Annotated in this window: 12 protein-coding genes, 2 tRNA genes and 1 pseudogene; 11 read left to right on the top strand and 4 right to left on the bottom strand. The window is 63.9% G+C overall.

The features are described 5' to 3' along the window. Positions 1–3: 3 nt before the first annotated feature. On the top strand, positions 4–1,461 hold the full coding sequence (locus AB7F11_RS17545) for an efflux transporter outer membrane subunit (RefSeq protein ID WP_428289641.1): 1,458 nt from the start codon (positions 4–6) through the stop codon (positions 1,459–1,461). A 180-nt stretch (positions 1,462–1,641) separates the two neighbouring features. Here the strand turns inward: AB7F11_RS17545 and AB7F11_RS17540 are convergent, their stop codons facing one another. The 4 genes from AB7F11_RS17540 to earP form a co-directional block, all read right to left on the bottom strand. After that, complete coding sequence (locus tag AB7F11_RS17540; RefSeq protein ID WP_428289642.1) at positions 1,642–2,511, bottom strand: TIGR00730 family Rossman fold protein; 870 nt, start codon at positions 2,509–2,511, stop codon at positions 1,642–1,644. A gap of 41 nt (positions 2,512–2,552) precedes the next feature. Next, entirely contained in the window at positions 2,553–3,431 is an 879-nt protein-coding gene (locus AB7F11_RS17535; protein WP_428289643.1) for an AEC family transporter, read from the bottom strand. 88 nt (positions 3,432–3,519) lie between these two features. Further along, positions 3,520–4,074, bottom strand: coding sequence for an elongation factor P (gene efp / locus AB7F11_RS17530; RefSeq protein ID WP_428289644.1), 555 nt, complete (start codon positions 4,072–4,074; stop codon positions 3,520–3,522). A 75-nt stretch (positions 4,075–4,149) separates the two neighbouring features. Beyond that, complete coding sequence (gene earP / locus AB7F11_RS17525; RefSeq protein ID WP_428289645.1) at positions 4,150–5,238, bottom strand: elongation factor P maturation arginine rhamnosyltransferase EarP; 1,089 nt, start codon at positions 5,236–5,238, stop codon at positions 4,150–4,152. 50 nt (positions 5,239–5,288) lie between these two features. On the opposite strand from earP, the gene uvrC reads away from it, so the two are divergent. The 10 genes and pseudogenes from uvrC to AB7F11_RS17475 form a co-directional block, all read left to right on the top strand. Further along, entirely contained in the window at positions 5,289–7,328 is a 2,040-nt protein-coding gene (uvrC, locus tag AB7F11_RS17520; protein ID WP_428289646.1) for an excinuclease ABC subunit UvrC, read from the top strand. Between the two features lie 38 nt (positions 7,329–7,366). Continuing rightward, entirely contained in the window at positions 7,367–7,936 is a 570-nt protein-coding gene (gene pgsA, locus AB7F11_RS17515) for a CDP-diacylglycerol--glycerol-3-phosphate 3-phosphatidyltransferase (protein WP_428289647.1), read from the top strand. Positions 7,937–7,946: 10 nt separating this feature from the next. Beyond that, on the top strand, positions 7,947–8,837 hold the full coding sequence (locus AB7F11_RS17510) for a DMT family transporter (protein ID WP_428289648.1): 891 nt from the start codon (positions 7,947–7,949) through the stop codon (positions 8,835–8,837). 31 nt (positions 8,838–8,868) lie between these two features. Then, the gene (locus tag AB7F11_RS17505) at positions 8,869–9,960 is read left to right on the top strand and encodes a tartrate dehydrogenase (protein ID WP_428289649.1); all 1,092 of its coding nucleotides are present in this window, start codon (positions 8,869–8,871) and stop codon (positions 9,958–9,960) included. Positions 9,961–10,247: 287 nt separating this feature from the next. Further along, the gene (locus AB7F11_RS17500; RefSeq protein ID WP_066158910.1) at positions 10,248–10,520 is read left to right on the top strand and encodes an HU family DNA-binding protein; all 273 of its coding nucleotides are present in this window, start codon (positions 10,248–10,250) and stop codon (positions 10,518–10,520) included. Positions 10,521–10,543: 23 nt separating this feature from the next. Then, positions 10,544–10,619, top strand: a tRNA-Val gene (locus AB7F11_RS17495). A gap of 92 nt (positions 10,620–10,711) precedes the next feature. Beyond that, positions 10,712–12,637: a SurA N-terminal domain-containing protein gene (locus AB7F11_RS17490; RefSeq protein WP_428289650.1), complete on the top strand. Its 1,926-nt coding sequence runs from the start codon at positions 10,712–10,714 to the stop codon at positions 12,635–12,637. A 44-nt stretch (positions 12,638–12,681) separates the two neighbouring features. Next, positions 12,682–12,757: transfer RNA gene (locus tag AB7F11_RS17485), tRNA-His, on the top strand. A gap of 115 nt (positions 12,758–12,872) precedes the next feature. Further along, the gene (locus AB7F11_RS17480; protein ID WP_428289651.1) at positions 12,873–14,570 is read left to right on the top strand and encodes a DUF6538 domain-containing protein; all 1,698 of its coding nucleotides are present in this window, start codon (positions 12,873–12,875) and stop codon (positions 14,568–14,570) included. A gap of 420 nt (positions 14,571–14,990) precedes the next feature. Beyond that, a pseudogene (locus AB7F11_RS17475) lies at positions 14,991–15,751 on the top strand (hypothetical protein); the annotation flags it as partial.

Below are 15,751 nucleotides of genomic sequence, written 5' to 3'. Positions count from 1 at the left end.
CCAATGTTTCAGACGCACCTCTCCCCGACGCGCACCGCGATCACGCTGGTGGCCGCCGCTGTGCTGGCGGGTTGCTCGATGATGCCGACCTACGAGCGCCCCGCGATGCCGGTGGCGCCCGAGTGGCCGGTGGCCACGCCCGCGGCGCCAGCCAGCGCCACGCCGGCAGCCGACATCGCCTGGAGCGATTTCGTGGGTGATGCGCGGCTGCGCGAGCTCATTGCAATGTCTCTGTCCAACAACCGCGACCTGCGCGTGGCCACGCTCAACATCGAGCAAGTGCGCGCGCAATACCAGATTCGCAGCGCCGACCAGTTCCCCACGATCAACCTGGCCGCCAGCGGCAACCGTCAGCCCGCCGCCGATGGCGGCGGTGGCATCAGCAGCGTCTACAGCGTGGGTCTGGCGCTCAGCAGTTGGGAGATTGATTTCTTCGGCCGCATTGCCAGCCTGAAGGAAGCAGCGCTCGCGCAGTACCTGGCCAGTGAAGAGGCACAGCGCGCCGCCCAGACCAGCCTGGTCGCCGCGGTGGCCAACACCTGGCTGAGCCTGCAGGCCAACGAAGAACTGCTGGCTCTGACGCAGCGCACGCTGGCTACGCGCGAGGACTCGCTGCGCCTGAGCAAGCTGCGTTTCGACAACGGCGCGTCCTCGGCGCTGGATCTGCGCCAGGCCGAGTCGCTGAGCGCATCCGCCCGGGTGGCACTGGCCCAGCAGCGGCGCCTGCGTGCGCTCGACGTGAACGCCCTGACCCTGCTGGTGGGGCAGACGCCGCCGGCCAACCTTCTGCCCAATGCCGCTCCTGCAGCCGCAGCAGGTGAGGGCAGTGTTGCGGTGCCGGCCTCGCCCGCCATGGGTGCGTCGATGTTGCGCGACGTGCCGGCGGGCTTGCCTTCAGACCTGCTGACGCGCCGCGCAGACATTCGCCAGGCCGAGCAGCAGTTGATCGCGGCCAACGCCAACATCGGTGCGGCGCGCGCCGCCTTTTTCCCACGCATTTCGCTCACCGCCAGCGCGGGCACGGCCAGTACCGACCTCTCGGGTCTGTTCAAGGATGGCTCCTGGGGCTTCACGCTGGCGCCGCAGGCGCTGTTGCCGATCTTCGACGCCGGGCGCAACCGCGCCAACCTCGATTCAGCCAGGGCAGGGCGTGAGATCGCGGTGGCTCAGTACGAGAAGGCGATCCAGACGGCGTTCCGCGAAGTGGCCGATGCGCTGGCGGGCAACGCCACACTCGGGGATCAATTGGCCGCTCAACAGGTGCAGGCGACCGCCGAGGCCGATCGTTTCCGCCTGGCTGAGCTGCGCTACCGCAACGGCGTGGCGAACTACCTGGATGTGCTCGACGCGCAACGCTCGCTGTTCGCCACCCAGCAGGCGCTGGCGCAGACCCGACTGGCGCAACAGCAGAGTCAGGTGGCCTTGTACAAAGCCTTGGGTGGCGGCTGGACACAGCCTTAGCAGGGCTTCGACAGGCTCAGCCCGAACGGCGGTTGGGGCTTCGACAGGCTCAGCCCGAACGGCGGGTTAACTCAGCCCGAACGGCGGTTGGGGCTTCGACAGGTTCAGCCCGAACGGCGGTTGCAGCCCGTGTACGCCCCAACGACCGTTCGCCCTGAGCTTGTCGAAGGGCTGGCGCGATCAGGCCTTCAAATCGTAAAAATGCACGATGTGGTCCCACGCACTCTTCGGGTCGTCCACGTACTTGAACAGATCCAGATCCTCGGGCGAGATCGTGCCTTCTTCCACCAGCACATCCAGATTGATCAGGCGCTTCCAGTAGTCGCTGCCGAACAGCACGATCGGCACTGGCTTGGACTTCCTGCATTGCACGAGCGTGATCACCTCGAACAGCTCGTCGAGCGTGCCAAAGCCACCGGGGAACGCGACCAGGGCCTTGGCGCGCATCATGAAGTGCATCTTGCGCAGCGCGAAATAGTGGAACTTGAAACTGAGCTCGGGTGAGACGTAGGGATTGGCCGACTGCTCGTGAGGCAGCGCGATGTTCAGGCCGACGTTGAGTGCCCCCTCGTCGTGCGCACCCCGGCTGGCGGCTTCCATGATGCCGGGGCCACCCCCGGTGCAGATGAAGAGCTGATCGGCCTGAGGGCACTGCTTGCTGTAGCGGGCGACGGTGCGTGCGAACTCGCGCGCCTGGTCGTAGTAGTGGGCGTTGCGCACCATGGCCTGCGCCACGCGGATGGCATGTTCGTTCCCGGTGGCCTCTGCCTTGGCAAGCAACTCGCGCGCGTCGCCGGCCTCCTGGAACCGGGCGCTGCCAAAGACCACCACCGTGTTTTCAATGCCCAGATCGCGCTGCGCCAGATCGGGTTTGAGCATCTCGAGTTGGAAGCGGATACCGCGCGTTTCGCGGCGCAGCAGGAATTCGGGATCGGCAAACGCCAGTCGGTAGGCGTCGGCCTGCAGCGCATTGCCTTCGTTGGAATGGGCCTGCAGCTCCGCCCAGGCATCGGCCAGGCGCCGTTCGTTGAGGTCTTGAGTGGCTTCCATGTGAAGTTCCTTGTGTGTGTGAACAGGCCCTATGGCAGGCCCTATAGACCCAGTGCCAATGCGACCGGGACGAAGACCACCGCCAGGGCGTTGCCCAGCATGATCATGGCACCGACCTTCTCGGGTTCCTGGTGGTAGCGCTCGGCCAGCATGAACTGCATCACGGCGGGCGGCAACGCAGCGAACAGCAGCAGTTGCGCTCGAGCCACCCCTTCGAGCTCCAATGCCCAGGCCAGTGGCAGCCCGATGGCCAGGCCAAGGATGGGACGAGCCAGCGCACCGAGCATGCCCATGGCCAGGCCCTGGCGGGTGAGTGAGGTCAGTCGAACGCCGAGTGCGAACAGCATCATGGGGATGATGGCATCGCCCAGCAACTTGAGCCCCGAGAGCACCACATCGGGTGGCCGCACACCGGTCAAGGCGCTGGCCAGCCCCAGCAGCGTGGCGACCATGAGCGGACTGGCCATGAGATCGCGGGTGCGGGCAAGCCGGCTGGTGATGCGTGCGCCCACCGAAAAATGCAGCAGGTTGCTCACGGCAAACAGGGCCACCGCTGCCCCGAATTGATCGGCACCAAAGGCCAGCAGGGCCAGGGGCAGGCCGATGTTGCCGCAGTTGTTGAACATCACCACCGGCACCAGCGTGCGTGGCTGCACGCCGAAGGCGCGCGCCAGCGGCCAGGCCAGCAGCCCGCCACCCAGAATCACCACCGCGCCACCCAGCAACAGGGGAAGGTGATCGGTGATGACGAAGGCTTTGGACGCCATCACCGAATACATCAGCATGGGCGCGAGCACATCGAGCGCGATGCGGTTGAAGGTCGATAGATCGGGTTGGGCCCGGCGCCCATAGCCGTAGCCGATGGCCACGACCAGGAAGACCGGGATGATGACGTCCGCAATGCGGGAAACCAGGTCCATGGGCAGGTGTGGCGTGGGATGGGGGGTGATCAAACGAAAGAGGCTCCTGCTGGAGCCTCTTCAAGTCAATGACGCGGTCTGCGCGCCTTCAAACGCGCTTGCGGTACTCGCCCGTGCGCGTGTCGATTTCGATGCGGTCGCCCTGTGCCACGAACAGCGGCACGGACACTTCGAATCCGGTGGCGATCTTGGCGGGCTTGAGCACCTTGCCCGAGGTATCGCCCTTGACGGCCGGCTCGGTCCAGGTGATTTCGCGTTCCACGCTGGTGGGCAGTTCGACCGAGATGGCCTTGCCGTCGTAGAACACCACTTCCACGGTCATGCCGTCTTCGAGGTAGTTCAGCGCATCGCCCATGTTCTCGGCTTCCACCTCGTACTGGTTGTAGTCGGCGTCCATGCACACGTACATGGGGTCGGCGAAATAGGAGTAGGTGCACTCCTTCTTGTCCAGGATGATCTGGTCCATCTTGTCGTCGGCCTTGCAGACGACTTCAGTGGCCATGTTGTTGAGCAGGGCCTTGAGCTTGAGGCGCACGGTGGCGGCACCACGGCCGCCACGGCTGTATTCGGTCTTGAGGACGATCATCGGGTCCTTGCCGTGCATGATGACGTTGCCGGCGCGGAGTTCTTGAGCGATTTTCATAGGGGTTCCAACGGTTGGGCCGCGTGTTCCGGCGTGGGCTGCGCACCCGACCGGTTTTCCACAAAGCCTCGAATTTTATCGCTTTTCCAGCACGAAGCGGATGAGCTGGCTGGCCAGGTCTGCCTGGGCCAGCAGCCGCTGGCGCGCCCGGCCCACACAGTCCTGCCAGAGCGCCAGGGTCGGGCGGTCGGGCCACACGGCGGCAGTGGCGCCGATGCCGTTCCAGGCGTGGTGGAAGTCGCGCAGCGAATCGGGGGCCTGCAGCCAGTCGAGGAACGCCGCCAGCTTGGCGTGGTGGGCGTTGTCGTGCTGGGGATAGATCTGCCACACCAACGGCCGACCCGCCCACAGCGCGCGCACCAGCGAGTCCTCGCCCCGCACGAAATTCAGGTCGCAGGCCCAGAGCAGGTGGTCGAATTCGTGTTGCGTCAGATGGGGCACGGCGTGCAGGTGGCAGGCCGGACCAATGGAGCCGGGCAGCGCTCGCACCGCCTGCCAGGCCCGCCCGGGCGTCACCAGCCAGTCGCTCGGTGCGGCGGCCTGGCCGGCCTGTTGCAGCACGGATTGCAGCGCGGCAGGCTCGTAGCAGAACAGGCTCACCCGCAGCCGGTCTGCTTGGGGCGCGATGGACCGGCGCCCCAGCCATGCCGAGGCATCGAAGGCGGTCTGGTTCACCAGCAGATCGTCCTCGCGCAGCAGGCCGCCCGTGCGTTCGCTGAAGCCGGGGTAGAAGAACCATTTCGCTAGTCCCTTGGCCGGGCCGCTCATGATCGGGGAGGGCAGGCGGTGAGAGCGCTCCACATAGGGCTCCGCGCTCAGGTATTCGAGGTTGATCCACACGGGCGCACGCCTGCCACGCGCCGTCTGGTGGCCGAGCGCTTCGACGCATTCGCGCGGTGGGTCGCAGCCGAATGCCTCGACCCAGACCTCCGCCGGCGCAAGGCGCTCCAGCAAGCCCGATGGCAGCGGTGAGGTCCAGCGCAGCACCTCGATACCCGGTATTTCACCTTGCAGCGCGCCCGGCGCCATCCAGCCCAGCGCCTGCGGATCGTCGAGCCAGAGGCGCACCTGCTCGCCCCGATGCGCCAGTTGGGCTGCGAGCCGCCAGCAGACGCCCACGTCACCGAAGTTGTCGATCACCTTGCAGAAAATGTCCCAGCGCATGGTTGCCATTGTCAGGGCAAGGCTTTCAAGGCCGCGCACAATACGCGCCCATGTCCGACGCGCATTCCGATCAACTGCTCAGCGAGGTGTCCGCGTTGCCGGCGCTTCCCGGCGTGTACCGCTATTTCGACGCCCAGGGCCAGTTGCTTTACGTGGGCAAGGCGCGCAACCTGAAGAAGCGCGTGGCGAGCTACTTCCAGAAGAACCATGACGGCACGCGCATTGGTCACATGGTGGGCAAGATCGTGCGCATGGAGACCACGGTGGTGCGCTCCGAAGCCGAGGCGCTGCTGCTCGAGAACAACCTCATCAAGACGCTCAATCCGCGGTTCAACATCCTGTTTCGGGACGACAAGAGCTATCCCTACCTCAAGATCACCGGCACGCGCGACAAACCCCTGGCCAGAGCGCCGTCGCCCGCGCAGGCGTTTCCTCGCATGGCGTACTACCGGGGGGTGGTGGACCGGCGCCACAGCTACTACGGTCCCTACCCCAGCGCATGGGCCGTGAAGGAGTCCATCACGTTGCTGCAGAAGGTGTTTCGCCTGCGCACCTGCGAAGACACCGTGTTCGCCAACCGCACGCGACCCTGCCTGCTCTATCAGATCAAGCGCTGCAGCGGTCCTTGCGTGGACCTGATCGACAGCGAAATCTATGCGCAGGACGTGCGGGACGCCGAGCGTTTCCTGCGCGGCGAGACGCAGGCCGTGCTCGACACATTGGAGCAGCGCATGCTGGCGCACGCGGACAAGCTCGAGTTCGAACAGGCGGCCGAACTGCGCAACCAGATCAGTGCACTCTCACGCGTGCTGCACCAGCAGGCGGTGGACAACGTCTCCGACAAGGACGTGGACGTGCTGGCCGTGAAAGTGCAGGGGGGGCGCGCCTGCGTGAACCTGGCCATGATCCGTGGCGGCCGCCACCTGGGCGACCGGCCGTATTTCCCCGCCCACGTGGAAGATGCCACGGCCATCGACCACGCCATCTCCGACGACGCACCCGCGCAGGATGATCCCGTCGAGCGCGTGACGGTACAAGTGCTCGAAGCCTTCATTGCCCAGCATTACCTGGGCGTGGCCATGCCGCACACGCTGGTCACCAGCCATCCCGTGGGCAAGTCCCTGCTGGATGCGCTCACCGAGCAGACCGGTGCACGGGTCCATGCCGTGCACCAGCCGCGCGAACACCGCCGCATCTGGCTGGAGATGGCGCAGAAGAACGCCGATATCGCACTCGCCCGCCTGCTCGCGGAGGAAGGCAGCCAGCAGGCCCGCACCCGAGCGCTGGCCGATGCGCTGCACCTGCCGGACGACCAGCTCGACACCCTGCGCATCGAGTGCTTCGACATCTCGCACACGGCCGGGGAATCCACGCAGGCATCCTGTGTGGTGTTCGAAGGCCACAAGATGCAGAACAGCCAGTACCGCCGGTACAAGATCGAAGGCATCACACCCGGGGATGACTACGCCGCCATGCGGCAGGTGCTTTTGCGGCGGTACGGCCGCATTGCCGAAGCAATGCGCGCCGAAGACGCGCCCCTCCCCGTGCTTCCTGTGGATGAAGAGCCCAGCGCCGCCGTTCCGGCTGAGCCTGTCGAAGCCCTGGCCATGGAACCTACCGCCGAATCCATCGCCGGCCCCCGCATGCCCGACCTTGTGCTCATCGACGGCGGCAAGGGCCAGGTGAGCATGGCGCGCGAGGTGTTCGAACAGCTCGGACTGGACCTCTCCCTCATCGTCGGCGTGGAAAAGGGTGAAGGCCGCAAAGTGGGGCTGGAAGAGCTCGTGTTTGCCGACGGCCGCGAGAAGGTCTACCTGGGTCACGACTCCGCCGCCCTGATGCTGGTGGCGCAGATCCGCGACGAAGCTCACCGCTTCGCCATCACGGGCATGCGAGCCCAGCGCGCCAAGGTGCGCACCGGGGGCAGCCGACTCGAGGACATCCCTGGCGTGGGACCGAAGAAGCGAGCCCGGCTGCTGCAGCGCTTTGGCGGCGTGCGCGGCGTGGCGGGGGCGAGCGTGGAAGACCTCTGCACAGTGGAAGGCATATCCAGTGAACTGGCCGACACCATCTACCGTGCCCTGCACTAGGGCCTGGGGGCGGAGCCAAGTTCATAATCGACACCACTATGTTTTTCAATCTCCCCACCCTGCTCACCTGGGCCCGCATCGTGGCCATCCCGTTGATCGTGGGGGTGTTCTACCTGGAAGACATGAGTCCCGCACGTCAGAACCTGGTGGCCACGGCGATGTTCATCGTGTTCGCCCTGACCGACTGGGCCGACGGGTATTTGGCCCGCAAGCTCAACCAGACCTCGGCCTTTGGCGCCTTTCTTGATCCCGTTGCCGACAAATTCCTGGTGTGCGCCAGCCTGCTGGTGCTGGTGCACCTGGACCGGGCCGACGTGTTCGTTGCGCTCATCATCATCGGCCGCGAGATCGCCATTTCTTCGCTGCGCGAGTGGATGGCCATCATCGGCGCCACCAAGAGCGTGGCCGTGCACATGATCGGCAAGGTCAAGACCACGGTGCAGATGGTGGCGATCCCCTTCCTGCTGTACCACGGCACGCTGTTCGGCTTGATCGACACCCAGCTCTGGGGCACCTGGCTGATCTGGATCTCGGCCGTGTTGACGGTCTGGTCGATGGTGTACTACCTGCAGAAAGCCATCCCGGAAATCCGCGCCAAGTCCCGTTGAGAACACGGCCATGAACGCACCCGCGCAAGACAACGCCTGGCTGCGTACGATGCCCTGGGTGTTCGTGCTGATCTGGAGCACCGGCTTCATTGTGGCGCGCTACGGCATGCCCCATGCACCGCCCATGAAATTCCTCGCGGTCCGCTACGCGCTCTCCATCCTGTGTTTCCTGCCCTGGATATTTCTCGCTGGAGTCAAATGGCCGAACACCCGCGCCCAGTGGTTCCACCTGGCCGTCACGGGGGTGCTCATGCACGCCGGCTACCTGGGCGGCGTGTGGGCGGCCGTGAAGGCGGGCATGGGTTCCGGGCTGTCGGCGCTCATCGTCGGCCTTCAGCCGGTGCTTACCGCGATCTGGCTGTCGGGCACCGGATCGAAGGTGAGCAAGCGCCAGTGGCTCGGTCTGGTGCTTGGTTTCGCAGGGCTGGTGCTGGTGGTCTCACGAAAGTTCGGCGCGGGTGGCCCGGGCGATCAGGCCAACTGGCTCAACCTGTCGTTTGCCGTGATGGCCCTGTTCGCCATCACCGTCGGCACCCTGTACCAGAAACGATTCGTGGCGGCCTGCGACGTGCGCACCGCCAACGCGGTGCAACTGCTCGCGGCGCTGCTGGTCACGCTGCCCCTGACGCTGCTGGAAGCCGAGACCATGGACTGGAACGGTGAGCTCATCGGCGCCATGGCCTGGTCTGTGCTGGGCCTCACGCTCGGGGGCAGTTCCTTGCTGTACATGCTGATCCAGCGCGGGGCAGCGGCCTCGGTCACCAGCCTCATGTACCTGGTGCCGCCCTGCACCGCACTGATCGCATGGATGCTGTTTGCCGAGCCCATCACGGCCGCCACGCTCCTGGGTACGGCGCTCACCGCTTTTGGCGTGGCGCTGGTGGTGCGCCCGGCGCGCTGATCCCCTCATTGACCGACACCAAGGAGCCCCCATGAGCCAACACCGCATCGCCGTCATCGCAGGAGACGGCATCGGAACCGAAGTGATGCCCGAAGGCATTCGCGTGCTGGAAGCCGTTGCCTCCCGGTTCGGCATCGGCCTGCAATTCGATCACTTCGATTTTTCCAGTTGCGACTATTTCGAGCGCCACGGCAAGATGCTGCCCGACGACTGGAAAGACCAGATCGGCGGACACGACGCGATCTATTTTGGTGCCGTGGGTTGGCCCGACAAGGTGCCTGACCACATCTCGCTCTGGGGCTCGTTGCTGCTGTTCAGACGCGAGTTCGACCAGTACGTCAACATCCGCCCCGCCAAGCTGATGCCGGGCGTGACGGCGCCAGTGGTGCGGCGCGACGGCAGTGCGCGTGAGCCCGGCGAGATCGACATGGTGATCGTGCGCGAAAACACCGAGGGCGAGTACTCCAGCGTGGGTGGGCGCATGTACGCCGGTACCGAGCGCGAGATCGTCATCCAGGAAACCGTGATGTCGCGCGTGGGGGTTGACCGCGTGTTGCGGTACGCCTTCGAGATGGCGCGTTCGCGCCCGAAGAAACACCTGACCAGCGCGACCAAATCCAATGGCATCGCCATCACCATGCCCTACTGGGACGAGCGCGTGGCCGAGATGGCCAAGGACTACCCCGACGTGAAGGTCGACAAGTTCCACATCGACATCCTCACCGCCCACTTCGTGCAGCGGCCCGATTTCTTCGACGTGGTCGTGGGCAGCAACCTGTTTGGCGACATCCTGAGCGACCTCGGGCCGGCCTGCACCGGCACCATCGGCATCGCCCCCAGCGCCAACCTCAACCCCAGCCGCCAGCATCCCTCGCTGTTCGAGCCGGTGCACGGATCGGCGCCGGATATTGCGGGCCGGGGCATTGCCAACCCCATCGGGCAGATCTGGTGCGGTGCGATGATGCTCGACTTCCTCGGGCATCGCGACGCGCACGACGCCGTCATGCGCGCCATCGAGTCGGTGCTGCAGCCCGGCAGCGGGGCGCCACGCACCGCCGACCTGGGCGGCACAGCAGGGACCACCGATGTCGGCCGAGCGATTGCGCGGGCCATCGCTTCGTGACCGGTGGCCCGCCATCTGGCGTCGCGATTGCGACATTTTGTAGCCTGAGAATGGGGGAGAGTTGAAAGCGTCTAGAATCTCGCCTCTTGCGCCGCCTAGGCTGGAATCGACCCCTCAACGTATTGACAGGGGTCGTGCCCAGTGGGTCTAATCACCCAGCGTTTGCCATGGTTCTGGCAACGTCCTGCGGTTCAAAGCGACCAGGTTTTTTTCCCCGCGGCCCGACCGCCGTCTCCGGAAAAAACCGTCATCACGAAACATTCTTTCCATTTCAAGAGGGGCTATTTGTGAACAAAACAGAACTCGTCGAACACATCGCCAAGCACGCCGACATTTCCAAGGCTGCTGCAACGCGTGCGCTGGACTCCACCATCACCGCCATCCGCACCACGTTGAAGAAGGGCGGCACGGTGTCGCTCGTCGGGTTTGGTTCTTTTGCCGTGACCAAACGTCCCGCGCGCAAAGGCCGCAACCCCCGCACCGGCGCCGAGATTAAAATCAAGGCCGCCAAGGTGCCCAAGTTCCGCCCGGGCAAGGCACTCAAGGATGCGCTGAACTGAAAACCGTCACCGGTTCTCCGGTGGGGTGCTTAGCTCAGTCGGTAGAGCGGCGCCCTTACAAGGCGTAGGTCGGCGGTTCGACCCCGTCAGCACCCACCACCATCGAAAAGGCGAACCCGGGTTCGCCTTTTTTGTTGTCTCCGCCGGCTCCGTTGATCGAGGCTGGTTATTGAAGTAGCAGGGTTCAAGGCATGTTTGATTCCATCCGCAATCACAAGAAGTACCTCATGGGCTTCCTGTTGATCCTGATCATTCCCTCCTTCGTGTTGTTCGGCATCGAGGGATACACCCGCTTCAACGAAGGTGGCACCGCCGTGGCCACGGTGGACGGCAAGGACATCACCAAGGCCGAGTGGGACATGGCGCATCAGCAGGAGTCGCAACGCCTGCGGCAGGCCATGCCCACGATCGACGCGGCCCTGCTCGACAGCGAAGGTGCCCGCTACGCCACGCTTGAGCGCCTCGTTCGCGAGCGCCTGCTGGGCGCTGCAGCCAGCAAGCTCAACCTCTACACCAGCAACGAGCGGCTGGCACGCGAGCTCCAGCAAAACGAAACCATAGCCACGTTGCGCCGTCCCGATGGCACGCTCGACGTGGAAGCCTACCGCCAACTGCTCTCTCGCCAAGGCCTCACACCCGAAGCCTTCGAGGCCAGCGTGCGCGCCGATCTTTCGCAGCGCCAGGTGTCGATGGGCATTCTGGCCTCGGGCTTTACACCGCTTGCGCAGGCCCGCGTGTCGCTCGATGCCTTCTTTGAGCGCCGTGAGGTCCGCGTGGCCCGTTTTGCCGCTCGCGATTTCGCCTCGCAGGTGAAACCCACCGATGCCGAGATCGAAGCCTTCTACAGCGCAAACCCCGCCATGTTCCAGGCACCGGAACAGGCCGACATCGAATACCTCGTGCTCGACGCCGCCGCCCTGCAGAAATCCGCGTCCCTCAACGAAGCGGACCTGCGGGCCTACTACGACCAGAACGCCGGGCGCCTCTCGGGCACCGAAGAGCGCCGTGCAAGCCAGATTCTGCTCACCGTTCCTGCTGGCGCCACCGCTGAGCAGAAAGAGGCCGTGCGTCAACGGGCCACGGCCCTGCTGGAGAAAGTGCGCAAGGCGCCAGCCACCTTTGCCGAAGTGGCCAAGGCCGACTCGCAAGACACCAACTCGTCCGCCAACGGTGGCGACCTCGGGTTCTTTGGCCGCGCGGACATGATCAAGCCCTTCGCCGATGCGGTGTTTCAGCTATCAAAAGGCGCCATCTCTGACCTGGTGGAGACCGAAGTGGGTTTCCACATCATCCAGCTCACCGACATCAAGGCGCCGCCTCAGCGCAGCTTCGAGTCGATGCGCGCTGAAATCGAAACGCAGCTGAAACAGCAACAGGCTCAGAAGCAGTTCTCCGAAGCCGCGGAAACTTTCAGCAACCTCGTGTACGAGCAGGCGGACAGCCTCAAACCTGCCGCTGAACGGCTCAAGCTCGAGATTCGATCCGCCAAGGGCGTGCAGCGCCAGCCGCTGCCGGGCGCCACAGGCCCGCTGGCCAGTGACCGCCTGCTCGGCGCGCTGTTTTCGGCCGATGCCATCGACAAGAAACGCAACACCGAAGCCATTGAAACGGGTTCGGGTCAACTGGCTGCGGCCCGCGTGGTGCAGCACATGCCCGCTCGCACGCTGCCGCTGGCCGAGGTGCGCGAACAGGTGCGCGAACGCCTGGTGGCCCAGCGCGCCACCCAACTGGCTCGGGAAGAGGGCGAGAAGCGCTTGCAGGCCTGGAAGGGCGGCGGTGGCGCCGATACCGGTCTGGCCGCTCCGGTGGTGGTTTCGCGCGAGAACCCGCAAGGCCTGGTGCAGCCTGTGCTGACCGCTGCGCTGAGCACCGATCCCAAGGCCTTGCCGGCCTGGGCTGGCGTCAGCCTGGGCGAAGAGGGCTATGCCGTCGTGAAGGTGGAAAAGATCCTGCCGCGCGACGCCCGCAATCCGCAGCAACTGGCCCAGGAAGTTCAGCAATACAGCCAGTGGTGGGCTTCGGCCGAGAACGAAGCCTATGTCGAATCGCTCAAGGAGCGTTTCAAGGCGCGCATCCTGGTGCCCGAGCCTGCAGCCGTGAAGACCGCCGCACGCTGAGCCTTTGGGGCCCGATTCGATCGGGCTATAATCTCGCTCTTGCGGTGGCTGTAGCTCAGTTGGTAGAGTCCAGGATTGTGATTCCTGTTGTCGTGGGTTCGAGTCCCATCAGCCACCCCATCAAATAATTTTCCATCGCCAAGTGCTTGATTTCCTTAGGAATCAAGCACTTTTTGCTTTCGGGGACTGAGAAGTTGTCACACAGCCTGTCACACAGAGCTGTGTAACAACCACCATGAAGTCCATCACCGAATCCATCTACGAACGCGGCAAGCACGGCACGAAGTACCTTCGTGTTCGCATCCCAAAATCCGTTCGTCCAGCGTACCCAACTCACTGCACTCATGTCACGCTGAGTCTGGGCACTACAGACCTGAAAGCGGCAAAGATTCTGGCTCGGTCGCATCGAGCGAAGCTTGATACCGAGTTCGAGCGAGTCCGTCAACAAATCGCAGATCGGCAGGCAGACCTGTACGCCCGTCAGTTGGGGGCCTCCGAGGTCTCCAACGAGAGAGCGGGTGGTGACGCGGTTGCGGTGTTTCACGCCATTGCCAATCAGGCCCCCACAGGGGGCGCGTCTACGCTGGGCGGCGACCGCGGCTCATGGAGTGGTGAATTCCTGTCCAGGCTGGATGAGCACATCAAGCGGCTTGGGGTCGACCAAGTTTTGTCCTGTCTTGAGGCGTATAGCGCGCTCCGTCCGACGTCTGAACTGGGTAACCAGATGGTGCCTTCGGTGGTTCCCTCCGTCGTCATTGGTCAGCTGCCAGGTGCTCAGCTCAAGGCTCAAGGGCCGGCGGAGGCCCGAAATGGGCCGCAGGAGCCACGAAAACCTGCCGGCGAGGGCAAGGCCCTCCCTGGATGGGACGAGGTCTTTGCGGCTTGGCGTGATTTCGTCCCGGATCGGCCTCGCTCGACGGCGATTGCGTCACAGACTCCTTGGCGTGATCTGCAACGGTTCAAGGGCCAGCGTGTGGCCTGCCAGGAATGCAAGTCCCCCGCAGAGGTGACCGCGGAGGACATGACGGCATTTGCACAGGACATGCGGGGGCGTGGTCTGGCCGTCGACACGATCAACGAGCGGCTCTCCAAAATCAAGGCCATCTACAAGATTGCGGTGGGGCGCCACATGCTGGCGGAGAACCCGGCCCAAGATACCTTGGGCTTCAAAGAGAGCTCAGTACAGAAGCGCAAGAAGCGCCGCCTGCCGTTTGACCAGGACGACCTGAGAACCATCTTTGGCTCGGAAGTGTTCACCGACCATCGACGGTCCAGCGGACAGTCTGGGGAGGCCAGCTATTGGATTCCGATCCTGATGTTTTACACGGGCGCGCGCCCCGAGGAAGTCGCAGGCTTGTCGATCCAGGACATCAAACAGGACCCTGAGCATGGCTGGTACCTCGACCTCATTGATCGCCCATCCGGTGAGGATTTGGACCTGTTCGAGGAAGTCCCCAAAGGCCACAGGCGCACGTTGAAAAATGGTCACTCAATCCGGCGAGTTCCGGTCGCGCAACAGCTGATCGACCTTGGTTTGCTGCGATATGTCGACTGGCTTCGAGGGCAGGGGCATACGGTGTTGTTCCCCACCCTGCAGAAGGACTGGCACGGGAAGCTGTCTGGCGCCTTCTCGAAGTTCTTTGGGCGGTACCTGCGGGCCCTGGGGGTCAAGGACGAACGCAAGGTGATGTATTCGTTCAGGCATACGATGAAAGACCTGCTGGAGCAGGCGAGGATGCCGACAAAGTACCTGCAGCGGTTTCTGGGCCACACATCAGGCGATGGCACGGTCACTGACGGCTACGGCTCGGATGTGCCGTTTGAGATTCTTGTCGACTACTTCATGGGGGTGAGGTTTCCGCAGGTTCCTGCGAAGCCTTGGCAGCAGGGGCGCGGCAAAGTCCGGCTCATTCGCGCACGCGAGGATGCTTGACGTTTCAATAGTTATTGCTTATAATCGCGGCTCATTTCGCAGTTTTTGACTGCGAAACATCCTGGGTCAGTACCTTTTCGCTGACCTCAGACCCTCTCCCTCTAGGGTCCGTCAAGGAGCATTGCTTCGATCTGGCGCAACGCCGGATTTGATCTTGGTCGCGCCATCGCGCTGCGACAGCAATGCTCCTTAACAATTTCAATTCTCTTCCGCTTTAAACACATCGGCATATCGCCGATGTCTTTCGGCCGCGCCTTGCTCGTCAAGCTCGGCCGATCACTTTGCTCATGGTCACGACGCTTGGCTATGGGCTTCTTCGCCTCATTCATTTGCGCCCCCACCAAGTATGGCGGGGCGTGCTCACCCATTTTTCAAATTTCATCCTGGCGCGTAGACGCGGCGGGAGGTAGGAGCTTTTTCATGAAAACAAATCTCAAACTGGTCGACGACCACTTTCACGATTACGACGTAGACGATGTCCCGTTGGACGAACCCAGTGACGGCTTCACGGCTCTGGGCTTCCACAGAAACGCGGCTGTGGTGTTTTCCGACTTGCAGAAATGCGTCGTCCACCTGCGCCCCCGGGACCTTTCCGAGGTGAATCTGCGTATGCAGTTGGGCACCGAATGGTTCGACGCCTGCAGCGCTTTCCTTGAATCGAAGGACAAACAGGGTGGGCGCCGCGGTAGCTCAACAGCCATGGTCGGGACCTACATCCTCGCCTCCTGCCAGGCCGCCGGGAAATTCCGACCTAGTGCCGAGCGTGGGGCAGGGACCTGGCTCGATGAGGACGGTGGCCTGATCGTCAACGGGGATGCCCTTTGGCGCCATGACGGTACGGTGCTCCAACACGGAATCCGTGGGGACTACGTGTATCCCGACGCTGCCTCACTCGGATATGGTCCTGACACGGCGCTAGCAACGCAAGACGATGTAGATCGCCTGCTGACAGTGTTCCGGTCGTACAACTGGAGTGTTCCGGCCGGAGCCGAGATGGTCCTCGGCTGGATTGGCAGCAGCCTGCTCGCAACCGCGCTGCGCCGTCGACCGCACATGCTGGTCACGGGCTCGCATGGGTCAGGGAAGTCCACGCTCCTGGAGCAGGTCAGCCGACTCCTGGGCAAGAACGCCGCACAGGTGACTGGGCGTCCGACTCTGATTGGCCTAAACCAACTCGTCAA

This window comes from Hydrogenophaga sp., from assembly GCF_050250835.1.
In the GTDB taxonomy this organism is placed as follows: Bacteria; Pseudomonadota; Gammaproteobacteria; order Burkholderiales; family Burkholderiaceae_C; genus Hydrogenophaga.
This window is presented reverse-complemented; position numbering and strand designations above follow the sequence as displayed.

Excerpts from the sequence above, each read along its gene's own strand:
- AB7F11_RS17545 (WP_428289641.1), top strand. The coding sequence starts at position 4 with ATGTTTCAGACGCACCTCTCCCCGACGCGCACCGCGATCACGCTGGTG.
- AB7F11_RS17540 (WP_428289642.1), bottom strand. The coding sequence starts at position 2,511 with ATGGAAGCCACTCAAGACCTCAACGAACGGCGCCTGGCCGATGCCTGG.
- AB7F11_RS17535 (WP_428289643.1), bottom strand. The coding sequence starts at position 3,431 with ATGGACCTGGTTTCCCGCATTGCGGACGTCATCATCCCGGTCTTCCTG.
- efp (WP_428289644.1), bottom strand. The coding sequence starts at position 4,074 with ATGAAAATCGCTCAAGAACTCCGCGCCGGCAACGTCATCATGCACGGC.
- earP (WP_428289645.1), bottom strand. The coding sequence starts at position 5,238 with ATGCGCTGGGACATTTTCTGCAAGGTGATCGACAACTTCGGTGACGTG.
- uvrC (WP_428289646.1), top strand. The coding sequence starts at position 5,289 with ATGTCCGACGCGCATTCCGATCAACTGCTCAGCGAGGTGTCCGCGTTG.
- pgsA (WP_428289647.1), top strand. The coding sequence starts at position 7,367 with ATGTTTTTCAATCTCCCCACCCTGCTCACCTGGGCCCGCATCGTGGCC.
- AB7F11_RS17510 (WP_428289648.1), top strand. The coding sequence starts at position 7,947 with ATGAACGCACCCGCGCAAGACAACGCCTGGCTGCGTACGATGCCCTGG.
- AB7F11_RS17505 (WP_428289649.1), top strand. The coding sequence starts at position 8,869 with ATGAGCCAACACCGCATCGCCGTCATCGCAGGAGACGGCATCGGAACC.
- AB7F11_RS17490 (WP_428289650.1), top strand. The coding sequence starts at position 10,712 with ATGTTTGATTCCATCCGCAATCACAAGAAGTACCTCATGGGCTTCCTG.
- AB7F11_RS17480 (WP_428289651.1), top strand. The coding sequence starts at position 12,873 with ATGAAGTCCATCACCGAATCCATCTACGAACGCGGCAAGCACGGCACG.